The 18,739-nt window shown below is 50.1% G+C and carries 17 protein-coding genes and 2 riboswitches; of the genes, 6 read left to right on the top strand and 11 right to left on the bottom strand.

What is annotated here, in order from left to right:
• Positions 1 to 436: 436 nt before the first annotated feature.
• Positions 437 to 1,030, bottom strand: a complete 594-nt coding sequence (locus ACFQZT_RS28120) for a sulfite oxidase-like oxidoreductase (protein ID WP_379305467.1) — start codon at positions 1,028 to 1,030, stop codon at positions 437 to 439.
• A gap of 22 nt (positions 1,031 to 1,052) precedes the next feature.
• Positions 1,053 to 1,445 (bottom strand): glycine cleavage system protein GcvH, encoded by a 393-nt coding sequence (gene gcvH, locus ACFQZT_RS28115; protein ID WP_379305465.1) that lies wholly within the window; start codon positions 1,443 to 1,445, stop codon positions 1,053 to 1,055.
• A 196-nt stretch (positions 1,446 to 1,641) separates the two neighbouring features.
• A riboswitch (glycine riboswitch) is annotated at positions 1,642 to 1,736 on the top strand.
• A gap of 3 nt (positions 1,737 to 1,739) precedes the next feature.
• Positions 1,740 to 1,845: riboswitch (glycine riboswitch) on the top strand.
• A gap of 375 nt (positions 1,846 to 2,220) precedes the next feature.
• Here gcvH and gcvT point away from each other — a divergent pair.
• From gcvT to gcvPB, 3 genes are read left to right on the top strand one after another with little or no spacing between them, the layout of a single operon-like run.
• Entirely contained in the window at positions 2,221 to 3,312 is a 1,092-nt protein-coding gene (gcvT, locus tag ACFQZT_RS28110) for a glycine cleavage system aminomethyltransferase GcvT (protein ID WP_379305463.1), read from the top strand.
• Between the two features lie 31 nt (positions 3,313 to 3,343).
• Entirely contained in the window at positions 3,344 to 4,699 is a 1,356-nt protein-coding gene (gcvPA, locus tag ACFQZT_RS28105; RefSeq protein WP_379305461.1) for an aminomethyl-transferring glycine dehydrogenase subunit GcvPA, read from the top strand.
• On the top strand, positions 4,696 to 6,198 hold the full coding sequence (gcvPB, locus tag ACFQZT_RS28100; protein WP_379305459.1) for an aminomethyl-transferring glycine dehydrogenase subunit GcvPB: 1,503 nt from the start codon (positions 4,696 to 4,698) through the stop codon (positions 6,196 to 6,198). Before gcvPA ends, gcvPB begins: the two co-directional genes overlap by 4 nt.
• A 90-nt stretch (positions 6,199 to 6,288) precedes the next feature.
• On the opposite strand, the gene ACFQZT_RS28095 is transcribed toward gcvPB, so the two are convergent.
• The 4 genes from ACFQZT_RS28095 to ACFQZT_RS28080 all read right to left on the bottom strand — a co-directional run bounded on the left by ACFQZT_RS28095 (position 6,289) and on the right by ACFQZT_RS28080 (position 10,021).
• Positions 6,289 to 6,696 (bottom strand): VOC family protein, encoded by a 408-nt coding sequence (locus ACFQZT_RS28095; protein ID WP_379305457.1) that lies wholly within the window; start codon positions 6,694 to 6,696, stop codon positions 6,289 to 6,291.
• A 78-nt stretch (positions 6,697 to 6,774) separates the two neighbouring features.
• The gene (locus ACFQZT_RS28090; protein ID WP_379305455.1) at positions 6,775 to 7,749 is read right to left on the bottom strand and encodes a helix-turn-helix transcriptional regulator; all 975 of its coding nucleotides are present in this window, start codon (positions 7,747 to 7,749) and stop codon (positions 6,775 to 6,777) included.
• 27 nt (positions 7,750 to 7,776) lie between these two features.
• Positions 7,777 to 8,700, bottom strand: a complete 924-nt coding sequence (locus ACFQZT_RS28085) for a Gfo/Idh/MocA family protein (RefSeq protein ID WP_379305453.1) — start codon at positions 8,698 to 8,700, stop codon at positions 7,777 to 7,779.
• A 25-nt stretch (positions 8,701 to 8,725) separates the two neighbouring features.
• Positions 8,726 to 10,021: an MFS transporter gene (locus ACFQZT_RS28080; protein WP_379305451.1), complete on the bottom strand. Its 1,296-nt coding sequence runs from the start codon at positions 10,019 to 10,021 to the stop codon at positions 8,726 to 8,728.
• A 128-nt stretch (positions 10,022 to 10,149) separates the two neighbouring features.
• Between ACFQZT_RS28080 and ACFQZT_RS28075 the strand changes: the two genes are divergently transcribed.
• Positions 10,150 to 10,707 carry a hypothetical protein gene (locus ACFQZT_RS28075; protein WP_379305449.1) on the top strand — a complete coding sequence of 186 codons (558 nt, stop codon included), beginning with the start codon at positions 10,150 to 10,152 and terminating at the stop codon, positions 10,705 to 10,707.
• 31 nt (positions 10,708 to 10,738) lie between these two features.
• On the opposite strand, the gene ACFQZT_RS28070 is transcribed toward ACFQZT_RS28075, so the two are convergent.
• Positions 10,739 to 12,250, bottom strand: coding sequence for a leucyl aminopeptidase (locus ACFQZT_RS28070; protein WP_379305447.1), 1,512 nt, complete (start codon positions 12,248 to 12,250; stop codon positions 10,739 to 10,741).
• Between the two features lie 21 nt (positions 12,251 to 12,271).
• Complete coding sequence (locus ACFQZT_RS28065; protein ID WP_379305445.1) at positions 12,272 to 13,285, bottom strand: aldo/keto reductase; 1,014 nt, start codon at positions 13,283 to 13,285, stop codon at positions 12,272 to 12,274.
• A gap of 235 nt (positions 13,286 to 13,520) precedes the next feature.
• Between ACFQZT_RS28065 and ACFQZT_RS28060 the strand changes: the two genes are divergently transcribed.
• Positions 13,521 to 14,693: a PepSY-associated TM helix domain-containing protein gene (locus ACFQZT_RS28060; protein ID WP_379305443.1), complete on the top strand. Its 1,173-nt coding sequence runs from the start codon at positions 13,521 to 13,523 to the stop codon at positions 14,691 to 14,693.
• A 398-nt stretch (positions 14,694 to 15,091) separates the two neighbouring features.
• On the opposite strand, the gene ACFQZT_RS28055 is transcribed toward ACFQZT_RS28060, so the two are convergent.
• Both ACFQZT_RS28055 and sigI read right to left on the bottom strand, forming a co-directional pair.
• Positions 15,092 to 16,411 carry an anti-sigma factor domain-containing protein gene (locus tag ACFQZT_RS28055; RefSeq protein WP_379305441.1) on the bottom strand — a complete coding sequence of 440 codons (1,320 nt, stop codon included), beginning with the start codon at positions 16,409 to 16,411 and terminating at the stop codon, positions 15,092 to 15,094.
• Between the two features lie 25 nt (positions 16,412 to 16,436).
• The gene (gene sigI, locus ACFQZT_RS28050) at positions 16,437 to 17,225 is read right to left on the bottom strand and encodes an RNA polymerase sigma factor SigI (protein WP_379305439.1); all 789 of its coding nucleotides are present in this window, start codon (positions 17,223 to 17,225) and stop codon (positions 16,437 to 16,439) included.
• Between the two features lie 197 nt (positions 17,226 to 17,422).
• On the opposite strand from sigI, the gene ACFQZT_RS28045 reads away from it, so the two are divergent.
• Positions 17,423 to 18,064 carry a helix-turn-helix domain-containing protein gene (locus ACFQZT_RS28045; protein ID WP_379305437.1) on the top strand — a complete coding sequence of 214 codons (642 nt, stop codon included), beginning with the start codon at positions 17,423 to 17,425 and terminating at the stop codon, positions 18,062 to 18,064.
• Here ACFQZT_RS28045 and ACFQZT_RS28040 read toward each other — a convergent pair.
• On the bottom strand, positions 18,041 to 18,664 hold the full coding sequence (locus ACFQZT_RS28040; protein ID WP_379305435.1) for a hypothetical protein: 624 nt from the start codon (positions 18,662 to 18,664) through the stop codon (positions 18,041 to 18,043). The two genes, ACFQZT_RS28045 and ACFQZT_RS28040, sit on opposite strands and share 24 nt — an antisense overlap.
• Positions 18,665 to 18,739: the final 75 nt, after the last annotated feature.

Genomic DNA, 18,739 nt, shown 5'->3' with positions numbered 1-18,739 from the left:
TATACCACCACATGAATCTCCCATTAATAATTAAATATTGACAAGCTGTTAGCTGGAATAGTCCCGTTAGTTCAGAAAAACAAAATAGGCATGTTGCAGCAGCAACAGGCCTTAAACAATTTAGATATTAATCAAAATCTAATTTTTGCTTTAGGAACAGAATCACCATGTACATCTAAAAAATACGTATGAAAAAAAGCAAATCACGTGATTAAACCATTAAATACGCCCAATTTCAGAAATATCTGTCATACTAACATTTGTTCAGCACAACCTTGGGTGCGGCATTTCTCCAGAAAGGAGGAGGATGCCATGGAAACTTTCCTAGCGAAAGTGACCCACTTCTAGGTTTGTCGCCTTAGTGGGTCACTTCTGCACGTATTCAGTTACTCAGGAGAATTCTCACACATATTCTATATTTTCATGCAATTATGCTCTAGTCAAAATCATATCGCTGCTCTTTAAAGGGATCTCCATACATGTGGTAGCCGTTACGCTCCCAGAAGCCCGGCTTATCCTTCGGCATCAACTCGATGCCGCGCAGCCATTTCGCGCTTTTCCAGAAATACAGATGCGGCACGACCATGCGCACCGGATACCCGTGATCGGGCGTCAACAGCTGGCCATTATGCCTGATGCCGAAAAACGACGTCTCGCGGAGGAAATCCTCCAACGGCAGATTCGTCGTCCAGCCATGTTCTGCGTGGAGCATCACATGCGTAGCCTCCGGCTTCACCCGAACCTTACTCATAATCTCGCTTACGGCCACGCCTTCCCATACATTATCCAGCTTGGACCATGTCGTCACGCAGTGAATATCGTTCGCGAACTCTTGACGCGGGAGCGCCATAAAGTCCTTGTACGAAATTGTAAATTCCTCTTCAACAAGCCCAAATACCCGTAAATCCCACTTGCTCATATCGTTATAATATGGCACGGACCCGTAGTGGAGCACTGGCCAGCCTTGCGTCAGCGTTTGTCCTGGGGGAATACGATCATTGTGCTCTTGCGGTTGTTGCCCGAATAACATGGGAAAACCTCCAGTTTAAAACCTAATGGTCGTTGCCAATGTACGCCTCGTACTCAGCGGCAGTAAGCAAGCCTTCCAAGGCGTCAGCACCCGAGATTTCCACTTCCACCATCCAACCTTCGCCGAATGGAGCGCTGTTCACAAGCTCAGGAGATCCTTCAAGCGCGCTGTTGACGGATTTAATTTTGCCAGACACCGGTGAAAATATGTCTGAAACGGTTTTTACCGATTCCACGCTGCCAATGCTGTCGTCTGCAGTCACGGTCGAGCCTTCTTTCGGCAGCTCTACAAACACGATATCCCCCAGCTGATCCTGGGCAAAATCCGTAATACCAACACGTACAACGGTTTCCGAAAGCTTCTCTACCCACTCATGCTCTTTGGTATATAACAAATTGGCTTGTACTTGACTCATCGCTTCACGCCTCGCTTACCAGCAAATTTTGCTTTTAGCTTAATCTAACGGAAACATGAAAGTCAAGGCGGGCGATTGAAAAAATTTCTAGCTAACACTACGTGTTAGATTAAGCGATGCCTCCAAAAGTTCAGGTTGACAATTTGCACCAATCTGGGCACATAATAATACAGTGAAGGTAACTGAATATTGGCGAATGATGATGCAGGGAGAGACCGCAGAACAGCGCGGCGCCGAAGGAGTAAGCCCTTACAGGGTGAATCTCTCAGGCAAAAGGACCTGTATCGGACGCATCTCTGGAGAGCTTCGGTGCACCGTCCACGGTGAAGCCGGACACCCAAGGGGAAACTTGCCGGCTGCAAAACGCAGGCGAGGTAACTCTCAGGTACAAAGGACAGGGCAAAAAGTATGTGTTTGGGTTGCATACTTTTTGCTCTTTTTTGCATTTTGGGCAAAATAACCTAGAAATAAGTGTTTAAAAAGTCTGCTTTCAGAACCGAGTAGCTTGAACGATATTCGGAGAAGGAGGAACGGAGCGTAGTGATTTGCTACGTGAGTACCGGACTTCCCGAATATCGTTCAAGATTCGATGCCGAGTTGCATCTTAGAAACAGCTTCGTTATGAGATAAACCTTTATCGAAGTATTACTAAGATGAGCGACCGCGTTCAAAGGTAGGTTTATTCGCCAATCAGACTGTCGTCTGATGTGGTCAAAGTAGACTTTTTAAACATCCTTTGTAAACAAAAATGTGGATCGAAGGTGAGGATGTCAACATGCTAAAACGAACACCGCTCTTCCCGGTTTATGCGGAGCATGGAGCGCGAGTCATTGATTTCGGAGGCTGGGAGCTGCCGGTGCAATTTGCCGGCATTCAAAAAGAACACGACGCCGTCAGGCAGCAAGCCGGGCTCTTCGATGTATCCCATATGGGCGAAGTTCTGGTAAAAGGGGCTGATTCCCTCACCTTTTTGCAAAATTTGACGACTAACGATGTCTCCAAGCTGGAAGCCGGCCAATGCCAGTACAGCCTCATGTGCTACCCGAATGGCGGCGTCGTAGACGACCTGCTCGTCTACAAGCTGGCGGAAAACAGCTACATGCTGGTCATTAATGCTTCGAACATCGACAAGGATATCGATTGGATGCAGCAAGTTCTCACGGGCAACGTGGAGCTGACCAACGTGTCCGATGACATGGCGATGCTCGCCCTGCAAGGCCCCCATGCGGAGCAGACTCTCGCTAAAGTCACGGACGCGCCTATTCAATCTTTGAAAGCCTTCCGTTTCCTTCAGGATGCGAATGTTAAAGGCATTCAGGCGCTTGTCTCACGTACGGGATATACCGGTGAAGACGGTTTTGAACTATACATCGACAAGGATGACGCGATAAAGCTATGGAATGTTCTTCTCAGTGCAGGCCAGGATCTCGACCTGATGCCTGCCGGTTTAGGCGCGCGTGATACGCTGCGGTTTGAAGCGCGGCTGCCGCTTTACGGTCAAGAGCTTTCCAAGGATATTACGCCGCTGGAAGCCGGTCTCTCCTTTTTCGTCAAGCTGGATAAAGGCGATTTCATCGGACGAGATGTTCTGGTCGAGCAGAAAGCAAACGGCACGCCGCGCAAGCTCGTCGGCATCGAAATGGTCGAACGTGGCATTCCGCGTCCCCACTATGCCGTGTACGCAGACGGGAAGCAGATTGGCGAGGTAACCACAGGCACGCAGTCTCCCACATACAAGACGAATGTCGGCTTGGCATTAATAGATTCAGCATACAGCGCGCTCGGTACTGAAGTGAACGTTGAAATCAGAGGGGCGCAGGTCAAGGCGAAGGTCGTCACCACCCCTTTCTACAAAAGAAAACCATAACTGCCTTACGCGAGAGGAGCTCATAGCCATCATGAAGCATCGCTATTTACCGATTACCGAGCAGGATCAGAAGGAAATGCTGGAAACCATCGGCATCTCATCGATCGACGAGATGTTTGCAGATATACCGCAAAAGGTTCGCTTTCAAGGCGAACTGAACGTATCCAAAGCGCTGGATGAGCAAAGTCTCCTGCGCTACATGCGCGGTCTGGCGGGTCGCAACGCCGACTTCGACCGGTACGCCAGCTTCCTCGGCGCTGGCATTTATGATCACCACCTCCCTGTGGTGATCAATCATGTCATTTCACGCTCGGAGTTCTACACGGCGTATACGCCTTACCAACCGGAAATCAGCCAAGGCGAGCTGCAGGCGATTTTCGAGTTTCAGTCGTACATCTGCGAGCTCACCGGCATGGCCGTAGCGAACGCTTCGATGTACGACGGCGCGACGGCGCTTGCCGAAGCCGGCGCCCTGGCCAGCGGCGCGACGAAGCGCAGCCGTCTGCTCGTATCGCGCGCGGTGCACCCGGAAGCGCGCGCGATCCTGCGCACCACCGCCCGCGGGCTGAACTTGGAAGTGGTCGAGATCGGCACCACGCCGGAAGGCGTGACGGATCTCGAAGACCTCACTTCCAAGCTCAGCGGCGACACCGCCGCCGTCATCGTCCAATCGCCGAATTTCTTCGGCTGCTTGGAGGATGTCGGCGCTGTGGAGCCGCTCGCGCACGGCGCGGGCGCACTGCTCGTCGTGAGCGCGAATCCGCTCACGCTTGGGCTGCTCGAGGCGCCGGGCAAGCTCGGCGCCGACATCGTCGTCGGCGACTGCCAGCCGCTCGGCATCCCGGCTGCGCTCGGCGGGCCGACGTGCGGCTACTTCGCCGTCGCCGAAAGCTGGATGCGCCGCATGCCGGGGCGCATCGTCGGGCAAACCGTCGACCGCGCCGGCAAGCGCGGCTTCGTGCTCACGCTCCAAGCGCGGGAGCAGCATATCCGACGTGAGAAAGCCACGTCTAATATCTGCTCCAACCAGGCGCTTCTCGCGCTTTGCGCCTCCGTGTACTTGTCCACGATGGGCAAGCAGGGCATTCAGGACGTCGGCAAGCTCAACGTCCAAAAAGCCCACTACGCGGCAAACCGCCTCGCCGCGTCCGGCAAGCTGAAGCTTCCGCTCACCGGCAGCTTCTTCAATGAATTCGCCGTCAAGCTGCCGGACGGCGCGAACGTGCAGGAGCTGAACAGCAAGCTCCTGCAGCGTGGTATTATCGGCGGCTACGACCTCGGCCGCGATTATCCCGAATTCGCCGGCCATATGCTGATCGCCGTCACCGAGCAAAGAACGCGCGAAGATATCGACACCTTCGCCGCCGCATTGGAGGAGCTTGTATGACTGAAACCAACGTGACTGTGACTACCAACCAAACGGATATCAATCAAAACGGCAAAGCGCTCATTTTCGAAATGAGCCATCCGGGACGCGTCGCCTACGCGCTGCCTGAATCCGATGTGCCGGAGATCGACCTGAATGAAGCGCTGCCTGCCAAGTTCCAACGTAAAAGCGCAGCCGAGCTTCCGGAAGTGTACGAGGTCGACGTGATCCGTCATTATACCGCTTTGTCCCGCCGCAATTTCGGCATCGACAACGGCTTCTACCCGCTTGGCTCCTGCACCATGAAATACAATCCTAAAATCAATGAAGACGTCGCCCGCTTCCCGGGCTTCGCCAAAATACATCCGTATCAACCGGAGGAATCGCTGCAAGGCGCGATGGAACTGCTGTATAATCTCCAAAACGACCTTGAGGCCCTTACCGGCATGGATCGCGTCACGCTCCAGCCGGCCGCCGGAGCCCATGGCGAATGGACCGGCCTCATGATGATCCGCGCCTACCATGAAAGCCGCGGCGAGAAGCGGACCAAAGTCATCTGCCCTGACTCCGCGCATGGCACCAATCCAGCCAGCGCCACAGTCGCCGGCTTTGAAACCATTACCATCAAGTCCAATGAGCGCGGCCTTGTGAATCTCGATGAGCTGCGAAAAGCCGTCGGCCCTGATACCGCAGCACTCATGCTCACCAACCCGAACACGTTAGGCTTGTTCGAGGAACAAATCGTAGAGATCGCCGAGATCGTCCACGCGGCAGGCGGACTGCTTTATTATGACGGCGCGAACGCCAACGCAATCATGGGCATCACACGTCCGGGAGACATGGGCTTCGACGTCGTGCATCTCAACCTGCACAAAACGATGAGCACCCCGCACGGCGGCGGCGGCCCCGGTGCAGGCCCTGTCGGCGTCAAAGAGAAGCTCATTCCATTCTTGCCAACACCGCTGGTCGCGAAGCGCGAAGATGGAAGCTTCTTTTTTAACTATGACTACCCGCAATCCATCGGCCGCGTGAAAGGATTTTACGGCAACTTCGGCATCCTTGTCCGCGCCTATACTTATATCCGAACGCTCGGTCCGGAGGGATTGCGCAAAGTATCCGAATTTGCCGTCTTGAACGCCAATTACATGCTGGCGCGATTGACGCCTTACTTCGATGTGCCGCACCCCCGCTTTTGCAAGCACGAGTTCGTGCTTTCCGGCAACCGCCAGAAGAAGCACGGTGTCCGCACGCTTGACATCGCCAAACGGTTGCTTGATTTCGGCTACCACCCGCCGACCATCTACTTCCCGCTTAACGTCGAGGAGTGCATCATGATCGAGCCTACCGAGACGGAAAGCAAACAAACGCTGGACGCTTTCATCGACTCGATGATCGCCATCGCCAAGGAAACTGAAGAAAATCCGGATCTAGTGAAAAACGCACCGTATACGACCGTCGTCAGCCGGATGGACGAAGCTCTCGCCGCACGCAAACCGGTCTTAAACTGCTCTTGCGGGTAAGTGCTCCACTCCACTAAGTACGCCAAAAACCACCGTTCATGCTCCTTCACAACGAGCCGAAACGGTGGTTTTTCATTTGATCATCTTCCCTTATTCACTCTTCTTTTTTGCCTCATACACTTCGATTAACGTCCCGTCTGCATCCCGAAAATGAGCGAGCCGCGCTCCCCACTCCGGTATGGTGAAAGGCTCTTTTACAAAGACAACGCCTTTGTCACGCATGCGATTGTAGAATGCGTCCACATCGTCAACCTCGATGTTTAAAACGAAATTTGTTTGATACGGGGTGCCCGTTCCCAAGTCCTCCCCGATAGAATCTCCCATCGCTTTCCTGGATAAAAGTTCAATGCGGGCAGCGCCCGTGCTGAACAAGGCGTACTGCTGCTTTTCCTCATACCAATCCGCTTTCAATTCCAAGGTGTCTCGATAGAAAGCTGCACTTTTCTGAAAATCCTCTACCAATATACGAACTTGCAGTAAATTAAAACTCATATTCATGATCCGTTCCCTCTTTCCATTATGTTAATGTGGTGACAGCTTTCTTCCATCTTAACCAAACTTCACTGACAAGAACGGTCAGTCAACCAGCTGAGCCGCATATTGTTCATGTAAAATTTTCGTAATTTCCACCATTCTTCGTTTGAGCATTACCGGCTCCATAATCTGTATCGATCTTCCATAGTTAAGAAGAAAGAACGGAAGACGGTGCAGCAGAATCTGCTCTTCCAACTTAAAATGAGCTTCCAAGCGCGAGCGCTCAATTAACCCGTGAATGAGAAACCAATGACCGCATAAATCATCAAGCGCCTGCTCTTTTCCGGTTATTTTGACGGAGATCAGTTGCTCCGGCTTATCGTTGGCGGGTAATAACTTGGATAGTAGGAATTGCCGCGCTGAAAAATCCACCGGTTTCAAAAATGCCTCTTCAGTCGTCGTTAATCTCCGGATACGATCTATCCGAAAACTCCGAACTTCGCCCCGGAGATGGCAATAACCGACGACGTACCATTTGCTTTTCCAACTGACTAGTCCGTACGGATCCAAATGACGCTCTTCCGTCGATGTGCCATAACCTTTCTGATAATCGATATGCAGGGTCCGGCTCTGAGCAACCGCAACCTCGACTTCTTGCAGCACGGATACTTGTGCGGCATCGGCTTGCGGGAGAATGACATCCAGTCCTTTTTCATGCAGGTTGATTTGGCGAAGCTGCTCTTGGTTCGTATACATTTTGAGCTTAGCTATAGCTTGATCCAACTTCTCACCGTAAGGATAACCGGCCTCTTGAGCAAATTGGGCTGCATGAATAAGCGCTTTCTGTTCATCCAGGTCAAAGACGAGCGGAGCTTCATTAAATTGCCCTAAAAGACTGTACCCGCCATTGTGGCCTGAATCAGATACGATAGGGACACCGCTCGCGCACAAGGCGTCGATGTAGCGGTATACCGTACGGATGTTCATCTCCAGCTTCTCGGCTAATTGCTTAGCCGTCATTCGCTTTCGCGATTTTAACAGCCATAGAATGGAAAGCATGTTATCCGCCTTGGACATCGGAATCGGCTCCTTCCTGGCGAAAGTTTATAAGGATAGACGCTCGACCAACTGATGAGAATCCAGCACAAGATCAGCGCGGATGCTGCATCCTTCCGGGTCTTTCAAGCTATCTAAAAAGTGCTGTACAACGCCGGCAAAACCTCTTCGCTCCAGCACGGTGTCCCAGCTGCCAAAGGCGCGTTGCCGCGGCATCGCTCCCTTTTCATAGAACAAAGCGGATTCCAAATTCGTAATTTCTACGGAACGGCCACTGCCATGCAGCTCCACCTTCTCCAAGTCCGCGCCAGCAAGCCTGACCATACTATAGGTGCCGATGGCATCCCCGAAACCCAATGTCCCCGAAGCATGCAGCAGTTTACCTTCACGATCCAGCTGCTGATGGAAGGTTTTCACATCATAAGGACTCTCTCCGAGCCATAATAGCAAATCCAGCATATGAATGAGATCGTCGTGAAGCGTTTCTTTGGCGCTATGGCCTTGCTGCTTGATTCGATGTTTGACCGCCGAGCACCAATCGAAGCCCCCTGCGTCTTTCAGCCACTGTTTCGCTTCCAAATAAAGCGGCGCAAACCTGCGGTTAAATCCGGCAGCTAGCAAAACGCCCTTCTGCTCCGCAAAAGAGGCCATTTCTACGGATTGTTCCCACTGATAGGACAACGGCTTGTCCACATAAACAGCTACGCCTCTCTCCATGCTTATCATAGCTGCTTCGTAATGTGTCGGTGTCGGGCTATGGACAAATACAGCGTCAACCTCTTGATCCAGCAGCTCATTCAAATTTGTCGTTCCAAAAGGCACGCGATACTTGGCCTTCATCCGTTCCACCGTTTCCGGCGATCTGCTCATAAGACCAACGATTTCTACTTGCTCGTTTGCCGATAAAAGCGGCAGGTACACTTTTTGCGCAATATCTCCCAGTCCGATTAATCCGATTCTTTGCTTGCTCATCGTTTTCTCTCCTCAATTTGAATGTTCAGCCGGACAAAGCTTGCGTTCTTGCATCCTTAGCCGCCTTATGACCTAAAACGAGTCTTCCTACCAATAAGCCTAGCAAGAGCAATATCATGCCTATTAACGTTGAGAAACCGTAAACCTGCACCCACATTGGCGCTTCAATAATAAGCGCATAAATCTTACCGCCGACGATGGGTCCGAGGAATGCGGCAAAGCCGGTCAGTGCCGAATAAGTGGCGATATACATCGGACGTTCACTTTTCGGGGTATCGCCAATCGTAAAAGCAAACACCATTTGGTTGAAGCCTCCAAGCCCGATGCCCAGAACAATATGAACGGCGTAAAGCACAACCAGCGATGGAAGCACAATCAACGTTCCCCACAGCAGGCAAGCGGATGCGATAATAGGAAGTGACCATAATAGCAGAGTCTGTGCGCTATAACGAGCATTCAATATGCCCCACATATAATAACTGCCCATCATAACGAGGGTATGGACAACGGTGATTAGCGATACCGTTTCATAGTTGATATGCATCAGTTTAAGCATGACATAGGAAAATAACGGTACCGTCAGCCCCTGTACGAACAACCACACCGCGAGAAAGAGTACCGCTTTGAGAAAAACGCGATCTTTGAGCGGCTTGCCAATCATCCCAAGCGGATTCGTTTCGGTCGAAGGGACAAAAGGCGGATTCGGATATAGACAGTAAGCGATCACATTGAGGACTGCGCAAAAGCCGCAGATGATGAATAAATACTGGAATCCTTGGCCTCCGGGAAATCGGTCCAAAATTTGTCCCCCGATAAAAAGTGCCAATGAGCTTACACCGCCAAGAATCGTATTGCGAATGCCAAAATATCGGCCGCGAACCGGCGCCGGGACCGCATCGCTAATTAATGAAGTCCATACGACCCCGCCAGCGGCATTCCCCAAATGAGCGACGGTATAAAGCACCATATACATGGCCACCCAAAGATCTTTTTGGAAAAGAAAGGGAATGAATCCGACAGCAGGCCAAATCAATCTGTGCATGGAACCGAAAATAAGCAGCATGAGTTTGCGGTTGCTAAATTTTTGCATGACGACCGCCATTAGAATCTGAATGATATTGACAACAGTCGTAATGGCCAGAACAAAACCGATTTCTGTCGAAGTTGCACCCAAGTAAAGTAAATAGCCTGTAAGAAAAGGGCCACCTAACAGCTGAAATATGATTACTGCAGGAAAGCCTTCCATGGTAGCAACGATCAAATGTCTCCGGTTTGGTGATCGTTTTCTTCTAGATTTTCGCCATTTATCCAGATATTTCATCAAAAAAGCTCCTCTGTCCTCGACTTATGTCAAATGGCTGATCTTACAGCTTACAATCTGCAGTCCGCTTATGTTAAAATAGTGCTGTCTACCTAATCTATCATGTCAGGCGGGATTATCGAATTGTTATGAAATCAAACAAGTTTGGACTTCTTATCAGCCTATTTCTCTTTTTGACTTTTATTGTACTCTCCCTTGTGTTTCAGTCAACCACTTATTTGTATATTGCCAGTGTGTGCCCGATTCCCATCGTACTTTTTCTTCCGGATATTCGATCTAACCAGTTCATCAAGCCGAATCAGGCTAAGGGCTCTGTCCGTTTGATTACGATGGAAGGCAGTGAAGCGGCGGATTCCGACCTGCTTGTCATTCTGTTTGAACCCGGATATGTCAAATGGAATCGTGCGAAGCTCTTTTTCAATGTCGATGACATCATGAAAGACGTTTATGTGAAGCCGGATCCTTATGCGGCCTCGATAACTGTTCTGAAATATGATTTAAGTGTATATTCGCGTAAAAAGAACTGGATCGGCATCTCCCTCCCTCAGCTTGAGCAACGAACCGAGCAGCTTTCTTATACGACGAATGAAATTAACCGTCTGGTTATCCGGATGGCGGACCTGAGTGAATTGCTGCATTTGCCGCAAGCAAAGACTGCCGCGCGAGGCCGAAGCATCGGCGCATGAGAAAAAGTCACCCTTAGGGTGACTTTTTTTCTTACTCGTATATGGATTTCCCGCATACATAGGCGGCTAACGTACGTACAATGACGCCAGTACCGCCTTTTGGCTCGGTGCCTTTCTCCGACCACAACCATGCGGTGCCGCCTGTGTCCAAATGAATCCACGGCGTCTCTTCCGCGAAAAAGCCAATGAACAAACCGGCTGTAATAGCGCCGGCCCAGCGGTTGGCTCCGGTCGAATTCTTGACGTCGGCGACATCGCTCTTCAGCATGGCACGATATTCCGGATAGTTCGGCAGCTGCCATACTTTTTCGCCCGCTTGCTCTGCAGCGTAGAGCAGCGGTTTCAAGAACTGATCGTTGTTGGTGATGGCGCCTGTCGCCACATCGGCGAAGGAAATCAGAATCGCTCCTGTGAGCGTGGCGACGTCAATGATCCGGTTCGCGCCCAATTGCTTCGCATACGTGACGCCTTCGGCCAAAATAATGCGGCCTTCCGCATCCGTATTCAGTACTTCTACGGTATGACCGCTCAGCAAGGTCACGACATCGCCAGGGCGGTAAGCCGAACCGGATGTCATGTTTTCCGCTGCCGGAATGACCACGGTCAGATTCACCTTCGGTTTCAGTTCCCCAACGATGTGCAGCGCGCCAAGAATGGTTGCCGCCCCGCCCATGTCGCTGATCATTTCTTCCATGCCTTCGGGTTCTTTCATGGAGATGCCGCCGGTATCGAAAGTGACGCCCTTGCCGACAAGGCCCAGCACGTCGGCGGAATCTGGATCACCCTTATACTGCAGGGTGATCATGCGCGGCGGGTTGGCGCTGCCGCCGCCAACCGCAGTGAGGCCGCCCATCCCGCGGGCGGCGATCTCGTGCTCGTCCAGCACTTCACAGGCGAAGCCGTGGTGCTGGGCGAGCTTGACGGCTTCCTCCGCGAAGGAAGCCGGAACAAGCCTGTTGGCCGGGAGATTCGTCAGATCCCGGGCATAGTTCGTGCCCTCCGCCACCGCCTGCGCGGTGGCGATCGCCTGCTCCAGAAGCGCTGCGTCCGCAGCCGCTTCTGTGAGCAGCACCGCCCGGCGCAGCTCCGCGCGCGCCGGCTCGTCTTTCCGGTACGACGCGATGCGGTACGTACCGAGCAGCAGCCCTTCGGTCAGCGCCGTGACGGCTGACCGGCTGGCGATGCCGCTTGGCAGCTTCAGCGCCAAGCGTTCGAGCCGCAGCGCGAGCGCCTCGCGCGCTGCATAGACCGCGGCTGCGCGCAGCGTATCGCGTGAGGCGGCGGGGCCGAGCCCCGCCACGAGCACGTACGCGTACGGCAGCAGCCCGTGCGTGGGCAGCGCCTCGAGCTCGCCCGCGGCGCCCGTGAATATGCCCTTCGCGCTCAGGCGCTGAAGGGCAGCGTCAAGCTGCGGCTGGCCGAGGAGGCCGTCCTGCCGCAGCTCAGACTCGCTTAGGCAGACGACGATGGCGTCTGCCCCGCTTGGATTATCCATATACGACGTAAACGTTCCCGTCGTGATTTCCGTAATCTTCTCAAACATGCCAAATCCCCTTGCTGTTATTTAATAGAACGAAGCCGCCTTCTGCACAACCTGCTGCATCGGCAGGTGATAAGGACATTTATCCTCGCAAAGCGGTTTTTCTTTGCAAGGCTCGTAATCGGCACAACCCATTATTCTTTCCTTCTGTCTCTGGAAAAATCCATCGCCTTTCGGCAATAACCCGAACTTTTCGCGGAACTTGCTTGAGATCATCACATCGGGAATCGAAATCTCTAGAGGACATGAGCAGTAGTTGCAGCGTCTGCAATCGTGCTGTCCCAACTCGATGGCCAGCTGCTCCAGCTCTTGGCGCTCTTCGCTGCCCACTTGCTTCTCTTGCGCAGCCAAATTCTCCTGCACTTCTTTTACACTTACCATCCCAGATATAGTAACGTGTACGTCTTGGCTGTACGGGTAACGGATCGCCCGGTCGACTGGTTGGATAAAACCGCCGGACAGGGGCTTCATCGCCACCTTCATCAGGTCCATCTCCGTTGCTTTCGGAATGAGCTCGTCCAGTGCAAAAGGCTGCGCCAAATTCAAATGAAACAGAATTTGCGAGAACTGTCCCTTGGCGATCCATTTAGCCAACAAATCCGGACGGTGGCCCGATATTCCGATGAATCTGACCTTGCCTTCGCGCTGCGCTTCCAGTGCGGCCTCATACGCACCGCCCTCGCCCATAATCTTTTTAAATTCATGCACATAGTTCACGTAGTGAATTTGCAGCAGGTCTACATGATCCGTCTTCATTCGCGTGAGGCTGCGATTGATCTCTGATTTTGCAGTTTCGTAATCCCTAGCTCCTGTCTTCGTTGCCAAGAAATATTCATCTCTGCGATGAGAGATGCACTCGCCGATAATCTCCTCGCTGTTTCGATAGGCCGCTGCGGTGTCTATATAATTAATGCCGTGATCCAAGGCATAATTGAGCGCTTCTCTGGCTTGTTCAAGCGGCACACCCGGAAGGTTCATGGCTCCGAATCCCAATGAGGATACCTTATAGCCCGATTTGCCGAAAGTCGTATATCTCAAAGCAAAAAACTCCCTTCCAAGAAATAGATGCTGTATGGATGAATTAATTATATTGTAATACAACTTTGTCCATCATGCCATGAAAGAGACGGAATAACGAAGTCTCTAAACAAAATCGACTTATGAAAACGTCCCTGAAAAAAATTGTTGACATTGATAATGAGAATTAATATCATTTGATTCGTGAACGTTGAAACTGATAATCATTATCAACATATTTTAGGAGGAATCCTTCGTGCGCAGGTCCATATTAAAACTACATCTTTTGTTAAGCTTATTTTTGGGAATATTCATTGTCTCCATATGCACGACCGGCAGCCTGCTAGTCGTTCAAGCGGATATTGAGAAGCTCATTTATCCGCAGCTCTATCATGCAACTCCAGGCAATACCCCCATACATACCATCCGGCAAAATGCCGAGCAGGCTTACCCCGGGTTCAAAGCCGACCGCTTGGACATGCCTGGTGAAGACGGCCTTTATCACGTTCGTGTTACGAAAGAAATCGATGGCAAAGCATCCACGCATACCGTCTATGTGAACCCCGGTAATGGGGATGTTCTGGGACTGGCCGGACCCGAGCGCAATCTCTTTTTTACCAAAGTGCTCCAATTACACCGCTACTTGCTTGTCGGTGACTTGCTTGGGAAGCCTAAAGCTTCCATAATCGCCGGCTGCATGGGCTTAGGGTTGATTTTGATTTTACTTACGGGTGCCTATTTATGGTGGCCCGGTCTTAAGAAATTCGCCTCCGGTCTTCGGATGATTCGGAACAAAGGCAAGCTGATTATAAATCAAGGCATGCATAAGATCGTCGGGATCATCACGATTCCCTTTCTACTCGTCTTCGCTGTAAGCGGTACGGCTTTTCAATTGGACAAGTACATATTCGGATGGTTTGGTGTTTCTACACGGGTTGAAGTTCCGAGCAGTTGGAGCAAAACGAAAACAAGCCAATCTGAGCTTCTTTCTCTGGAAAAGATCGTACAGAATGCTCAAGAGGAATTTCCAACCGCACAATTGATGCGTATCCAATTTCCCTTAAAGCCCGATCAAACGTACCAACTAGTTATGAAGGAAGGCTACAGTCCAACCGGGTTAGGCAATATAACGGTTTATGAAGATCCTTATACCGGACAAATCCTTGGCCACACAAATCCTTTTGCAGGCATGAATTTGTACACAGCTTGGAGAAGAGGACTGCATTTTGCGACATGGGGCGGCGAGCCTGTTAAATATTTAAGCTTCATCATCGGCATGATGCCGCTTTTCCTGATGATTACAGGCCTTACCATCTGGCAGCTAAAAGCTCGCGCACGCCGGAAAAAGAAAAAATCAGCCGGCTCGAAGCCTTTACCCGCCCCGGTTCCGGTTCCGGTTCCGGCTCCTTCGTTGAACACATCCGAATAAGCTTCGTAAATAATGAGGCTGTCCCCAAGTAGACCATTCTACTTAGGGGCAGCCCCGCTTCTGCCAAGCAGACTGGAAGTTTTTCCATATTTGAGACTCAAAGTGCACTAATAAAGAACCCTTTGACGCTAATAAATGGAAGAATGGATCTGAAATGTGGTTAAAGAACAAAAGTCCATAAACAGCGAACGATGTTCGTTGTTTATGGACTTTTGTTCGTTCGAAGCATAGATCGGAGCCATCTGACCATCATTAGCGTCTCTAGTATGCCTTATTTGCGACCTTTGTTCTTAAAACTCGCGATCCCACTATGATCGCCCCGCGACCCCAACATTTTTCAGCTAGAGACTGCTCGTTGTTGACAGCGAGCATGCGAGACAGCTCCATTTATATTTGTTCTAATCACTGTTGTCATCGCCGGAGTGATCATTTTTATCGGACCTGGAGCGGCCATCTTTGTTGTTATCCTTGTTATCCTTGCCATTATTTTTGCCGTTGTCTTTGTTATCCTTGTTGTTGTCTTTCCCGTTGTCCTTGGTGTCATCTCGGTTCCCCTTACCCTTTGAATCAGCATCGCTCCCATCACCGAGCTTCGGCGTGGGAGAGGGCTTTAGGGTTGGTCTAAAAGACGGTTTCGCGGAGTCCCGATTGTCCGGCTTTTTGGTCGACTTATGACTGTCATCGTTTCCGTCATTTTTATTATTGTTGTCGTTATTGTCGTTATTTCCAACATTTCTGCCGTTATTGCCGTTCTTATCATTTTTATCGTTTTTATCGTTCTTCGGCACAGGCGTTTTAGTTGGCTTTGCACTGGCTTTGCTATTGTTTTTATTATTGTTCTTGTCTTTATCCGATTTCTCATTCTCCAGCTGTTGGAATTTCTCATTCAGCTTGCCGGACTTCTCCTCTTCAATCAGCTTCTTGAGCGTCGATTTGTCAATCGGCTTATCAGGTTGCACCAGTTTATCGATGCCGCCGTTATCTTTGGCTAATTGATGAATCGAAACCGATTTAATATCGTCGAGCGACACTTTTGTTCCGTTATCCAAGGCATTCAGGTATATGGCATATTTCCCTGCCGACACTCCGTTCGCTTTGGCCTCTTGTCTCACTTCTTGCGGTGCAGCGAACGCAGTCACCTCGTAGTTTTTCACCTGATCCGGATGTGCATCCTGGATGTGCTTATTGACCTGTGCCTTCAGCTTGTTAGCGATCGCTTCATCGCTGACTGTAGTCTTATCTGCTACGACTGTGCTGCTGATGATGATATCTCCCTCGCCCTTGGCTAATGCGCCCTGCTCCGCTTTATCCAAAATCGCTGAGGTGACATCCTCTAAAGACTTCCCCTTGAACGCCATCGATTGTATTAAATTCACGCCGTCCGTATTCAAACCCTGCAAGTCCTGTACGACTTCTTGATTGTCAATGCCGATCTCTACACTAGGATTGATATCAATCGTAACATAAGCAACGACTTGGCCGCCGGGCACGGAACCAGTCAACGTTGAGACCAATACGAAGCACAGGACAATTGCCGCCGCCAATGCCGATGCAATGGCCATTTGCGGCACCCTCATTCGCCGTTTCACCGGCGCAAAAAGGATTTCTTCCCCGACTTCACAGTTCCGCGTCCCCCTAGGAAGCTTCTCGAACCGGCCATCCGGACTCATGACGATAATGGAGCTCTCGCTTAATTCCATTACGATTCCCTTATTCATGCGCTACTTCTCCCTTTCTGTAACATCACTCATCATCGCGAATATGTAAATAATCCCGCAAATAAGGATATGGACCGTTAAAAATCAGTGCAATAGCGATCAAATATTTGCGGTTACGCTCCAGTGTTTTCCTGGAGACTTGTACTTGCTCCAGCAGCTCCTTGATCGGCAGCTGCCGTTTTGTCAGCAGAGTGCGCATAAGCTCTGCGTCCTGTGAAAGGGTTCGACCGATCCCAAACAACATTTGACGGGAATCATCGTGTTTGGGTGAAGCTTCGGTCAATTCGGCAAACTCAATATCGAAATCCTTCAAACATCGACTAAAATCAACAATTTCACCCCGTCGCTCCTCAAGCCCTTTTTGCTTTTCATAAGCTTCAATGGCCTGATGAACCTCAATCGGATTCATGAAGTTGTCTTCATCATCTTCCTGATCGAAAGAGCTGTAGGGAATCTGCCCCTTGAATCTTTGCTCTTTGCGTAAGAAATCAATAAGTCTTCGGCGGATGACCGTTTCCGCGAACCCTAGGAAAGAACGGCCCATCGCTTGCGAATACTGATTAATCGCTTCATTAAAAGCACCGAGTGCGATGCTGAATTCATCATCTCTTGCCGGATCGATATATCGCTTGCAGAACCTGCTTGTGACTTTAGCCACATATGGCTGATAGTCAGCAATAAACTGGTTCCTAAGTCGCAGGTCTCCTTCTTGTATTTGTTGTACGGTTTCCTCTAGAGGAGAGGGTCCAGTATCACTTCTTCCTCCGGAATTCTGCTTCTTCCCGAGGAACTTTTTGAATAGAACAAGTAGCACCGTTCCACCTCACAATATAGTAATTTCGTCCCTGTGTATGACAATTCGGGGGGTATCGATTGCTATGAAAGCAAATAAAATCAAATTTATTATATCATACATATCCAAATCAGCACCAAATGGGAAAATAACCCTTGTGCTTGGTTTCAATTTCCCGTTCAATCCATTACAATGATGGCATACGGGAGGTGTTTCCATTGGAACACACGAATAGCTTCGGAAAGTTTCTGGAGGAGCTTCGCGGTAAAATGTCCTTGCGCAAAGCTGCCATCAAGAGCGGCTTATCCCACGCCTACATTCGCGATTTAGAGCTAGGACGCAATCGTACCACGAATGATATGATCAAGCCATCCCCAGACACCTTGAAAAAATTGTCACAAGCCTATCATTATCCTTATACGGACCTGCTTACGAAAGCTGGATATTTGGAGGAAGAGCCTGTAACCGTCTCGTCCATGAAGGTTCAACTCGATGAAATCCGATATATTGAGTTCGGTATCAAGCATGTGCGCTATTATGCCGCCGATTCTATTTCAGAAGAAACCGTGGAGTCGCTCGTGGAATTTACGAATCTCATCGAACTGCTACATGAGAAAGATTTTATTAAACTGGACGCGCACTTATTTGTGAATATGCACAAAATAAAAAAGTATGCCCCTGCGGAGGGCAAACTTTATTTTGATACGACCGGAGAGGGTCCTTTTATAACAATCGCTGCTCTTCCACAAAAAAAACACCATCAAACCATTCTTGATTCAATAGCGGCAAATACGGGGATCAGAACGGAGGCAGGGCCCGGCCCCGCTTCGCCAACGTTAAACTCCAAGCTCTTTTCGTAATGTCACATAGATGAAGATAACCGTCGCCATGCTCAGCATTTGAAAAGGCATCAGCGCACTCCATGTACTATCTTGCATGGTATTCCGATAAAAGATTCCTACAATGGCTGTCAAGATGAACAAATAGAATCCAGCATTTTCTTTGCACAACTTGATCTTGGAATAGTGCGTTAAGAAAGTAAAACCCAGCCTAAATTTTATCATGGCGATGATGATGCCGCATTTCGCGATAATGGCTAGTATGAGCAGCATACTGGAAGTAAGAGGATCTTCTTTCGCAGCTGAATACGACAAAATTCCGGTCGAGTCGCAGAGATGGATGACGCCCGTGGATACAATCACCGACATGATGTATCCGGATAAGGCAATCAGCATCGCAGGGACAGGACTGAATTTTAGAAAAACTGCAAAAAGCGCAAATAGAATTGCTATATAAAAGAGCGGATATGAATTCGTATAAGTGACCAAGGCGCCAATTGCAACGGCTATTAATACTTCTTTCAAATGCGGGGTTATTCTCTGTCTAAACAAAATAAACGAAAAAAGAATCATCGGTACAAAATCAATAGAAGATAGGATAAATTTCATCCACGTGAACAAGCACTTTCCCTCATTTCCAACCGAATTCTGAATGGCTTCAAACTGAGCCCTAGAACCACTATACATGAATGCAAA

Origin of the sequence: Paenibacillus sp. GCM10027628 (assembly GCF_042676385.1) — a bacterium.
Taxonomy (GTDB): domain Bacteria; phylum Bacillota; class Bacilli; order Paenibacillales; family NBRC-103111; genus Paenibacillus_E.
This window is presented reverse-complemented; position numbering and strand designations above follow the sequence as displayed.

Excerpts from the sequence above, each read along its gene's own strand:
- ACFQZT_RS28075 (WP_379305449.1), top strand. The coding sequence starts at position 10,150 with ATGAAATCAAACAAGTTTGGACTTCTTATCAGCCTATTTCTCTTTTTG.
- ACFQZT_RS28085 (WP_379305453.1), bottom strand. The coding sequence starts at position 8,700 with ATGAGCAAGCAAAGAATCGGATTAATCGGACTGGGAGATATTGCGCAA.
- ACFQZT_RS28120 (WP_379305467.1), bottom strand. The coding sequence starts at position 1,030 with ATGTTATTCGGGCAACAACCGCAAGAGCACAATGATCGTATTCCCCCA.
- gcvT (WP_379305463.1), top strand. The coding sequence starts at position 2,221 with ATGCTAAAACGAACACCGCTCTTCCCGGTTTATGCGGAGCATGGAGCG.
- ACFQZT_RS28070 (WP_379305447.1), bottom strand. The coding sequence starts at position 12,250 with ATGTTTGAGAAGATTACGGAAATCACGACGGGAACGTTTACGTCGTAT.
- ACFQZT_RS28080 (WP_379305451.1), bottom strand. The coding sequence starts at position 10,021 with ATGAAATATCTGGATAAATGGCGAAAATCTAGAAGAAAACGATCACCA.
- gcvH (WP_379305465.1), bottom strand. The coding sequence starts at position 1,445 with ATGAGTCAAGTACAAGCCAATTTGTTATATACCAAAGAGCATGAGTGG.
- ACFQZT_RS28095 (WP_379305457.1), bottom strand. The coding sequence starts at position 6,696 with ATGAATATGAGTTTTAATTTACTGCAAGTTCGTATATTGGTAGAGGAT.
- ACFQZT_RS28055 (WP_379305441.1), bottom strand. The coding sequence starts at position 16,411 with ATGAATAAGGGAATCGTAATGGAATTAAGCGAGAGCTCCATTATCGTC.
- ACFQZT_RS28090 (WP_379305455.1), bottom strand. The coding sequence starts at position 7,749 with ATGTCCAAGGCGGATAACATGCTTTCCATTCTATGGCTGTTAAAATCG.
- gcvPB (WP_379305459.1), top strand. The coding sequence starts at position 4,696 with ATGACTGAAACCAACGTGACTGTGACTACCAACCAAACGGATATCAAT.
- gcvPA (WP_379305461.1), top strand. The coding sequence starts at position 3,344 with ATGAAGCATCGCTATTTACCGATTACCGAGCAGGATCAGAAGGAAATG.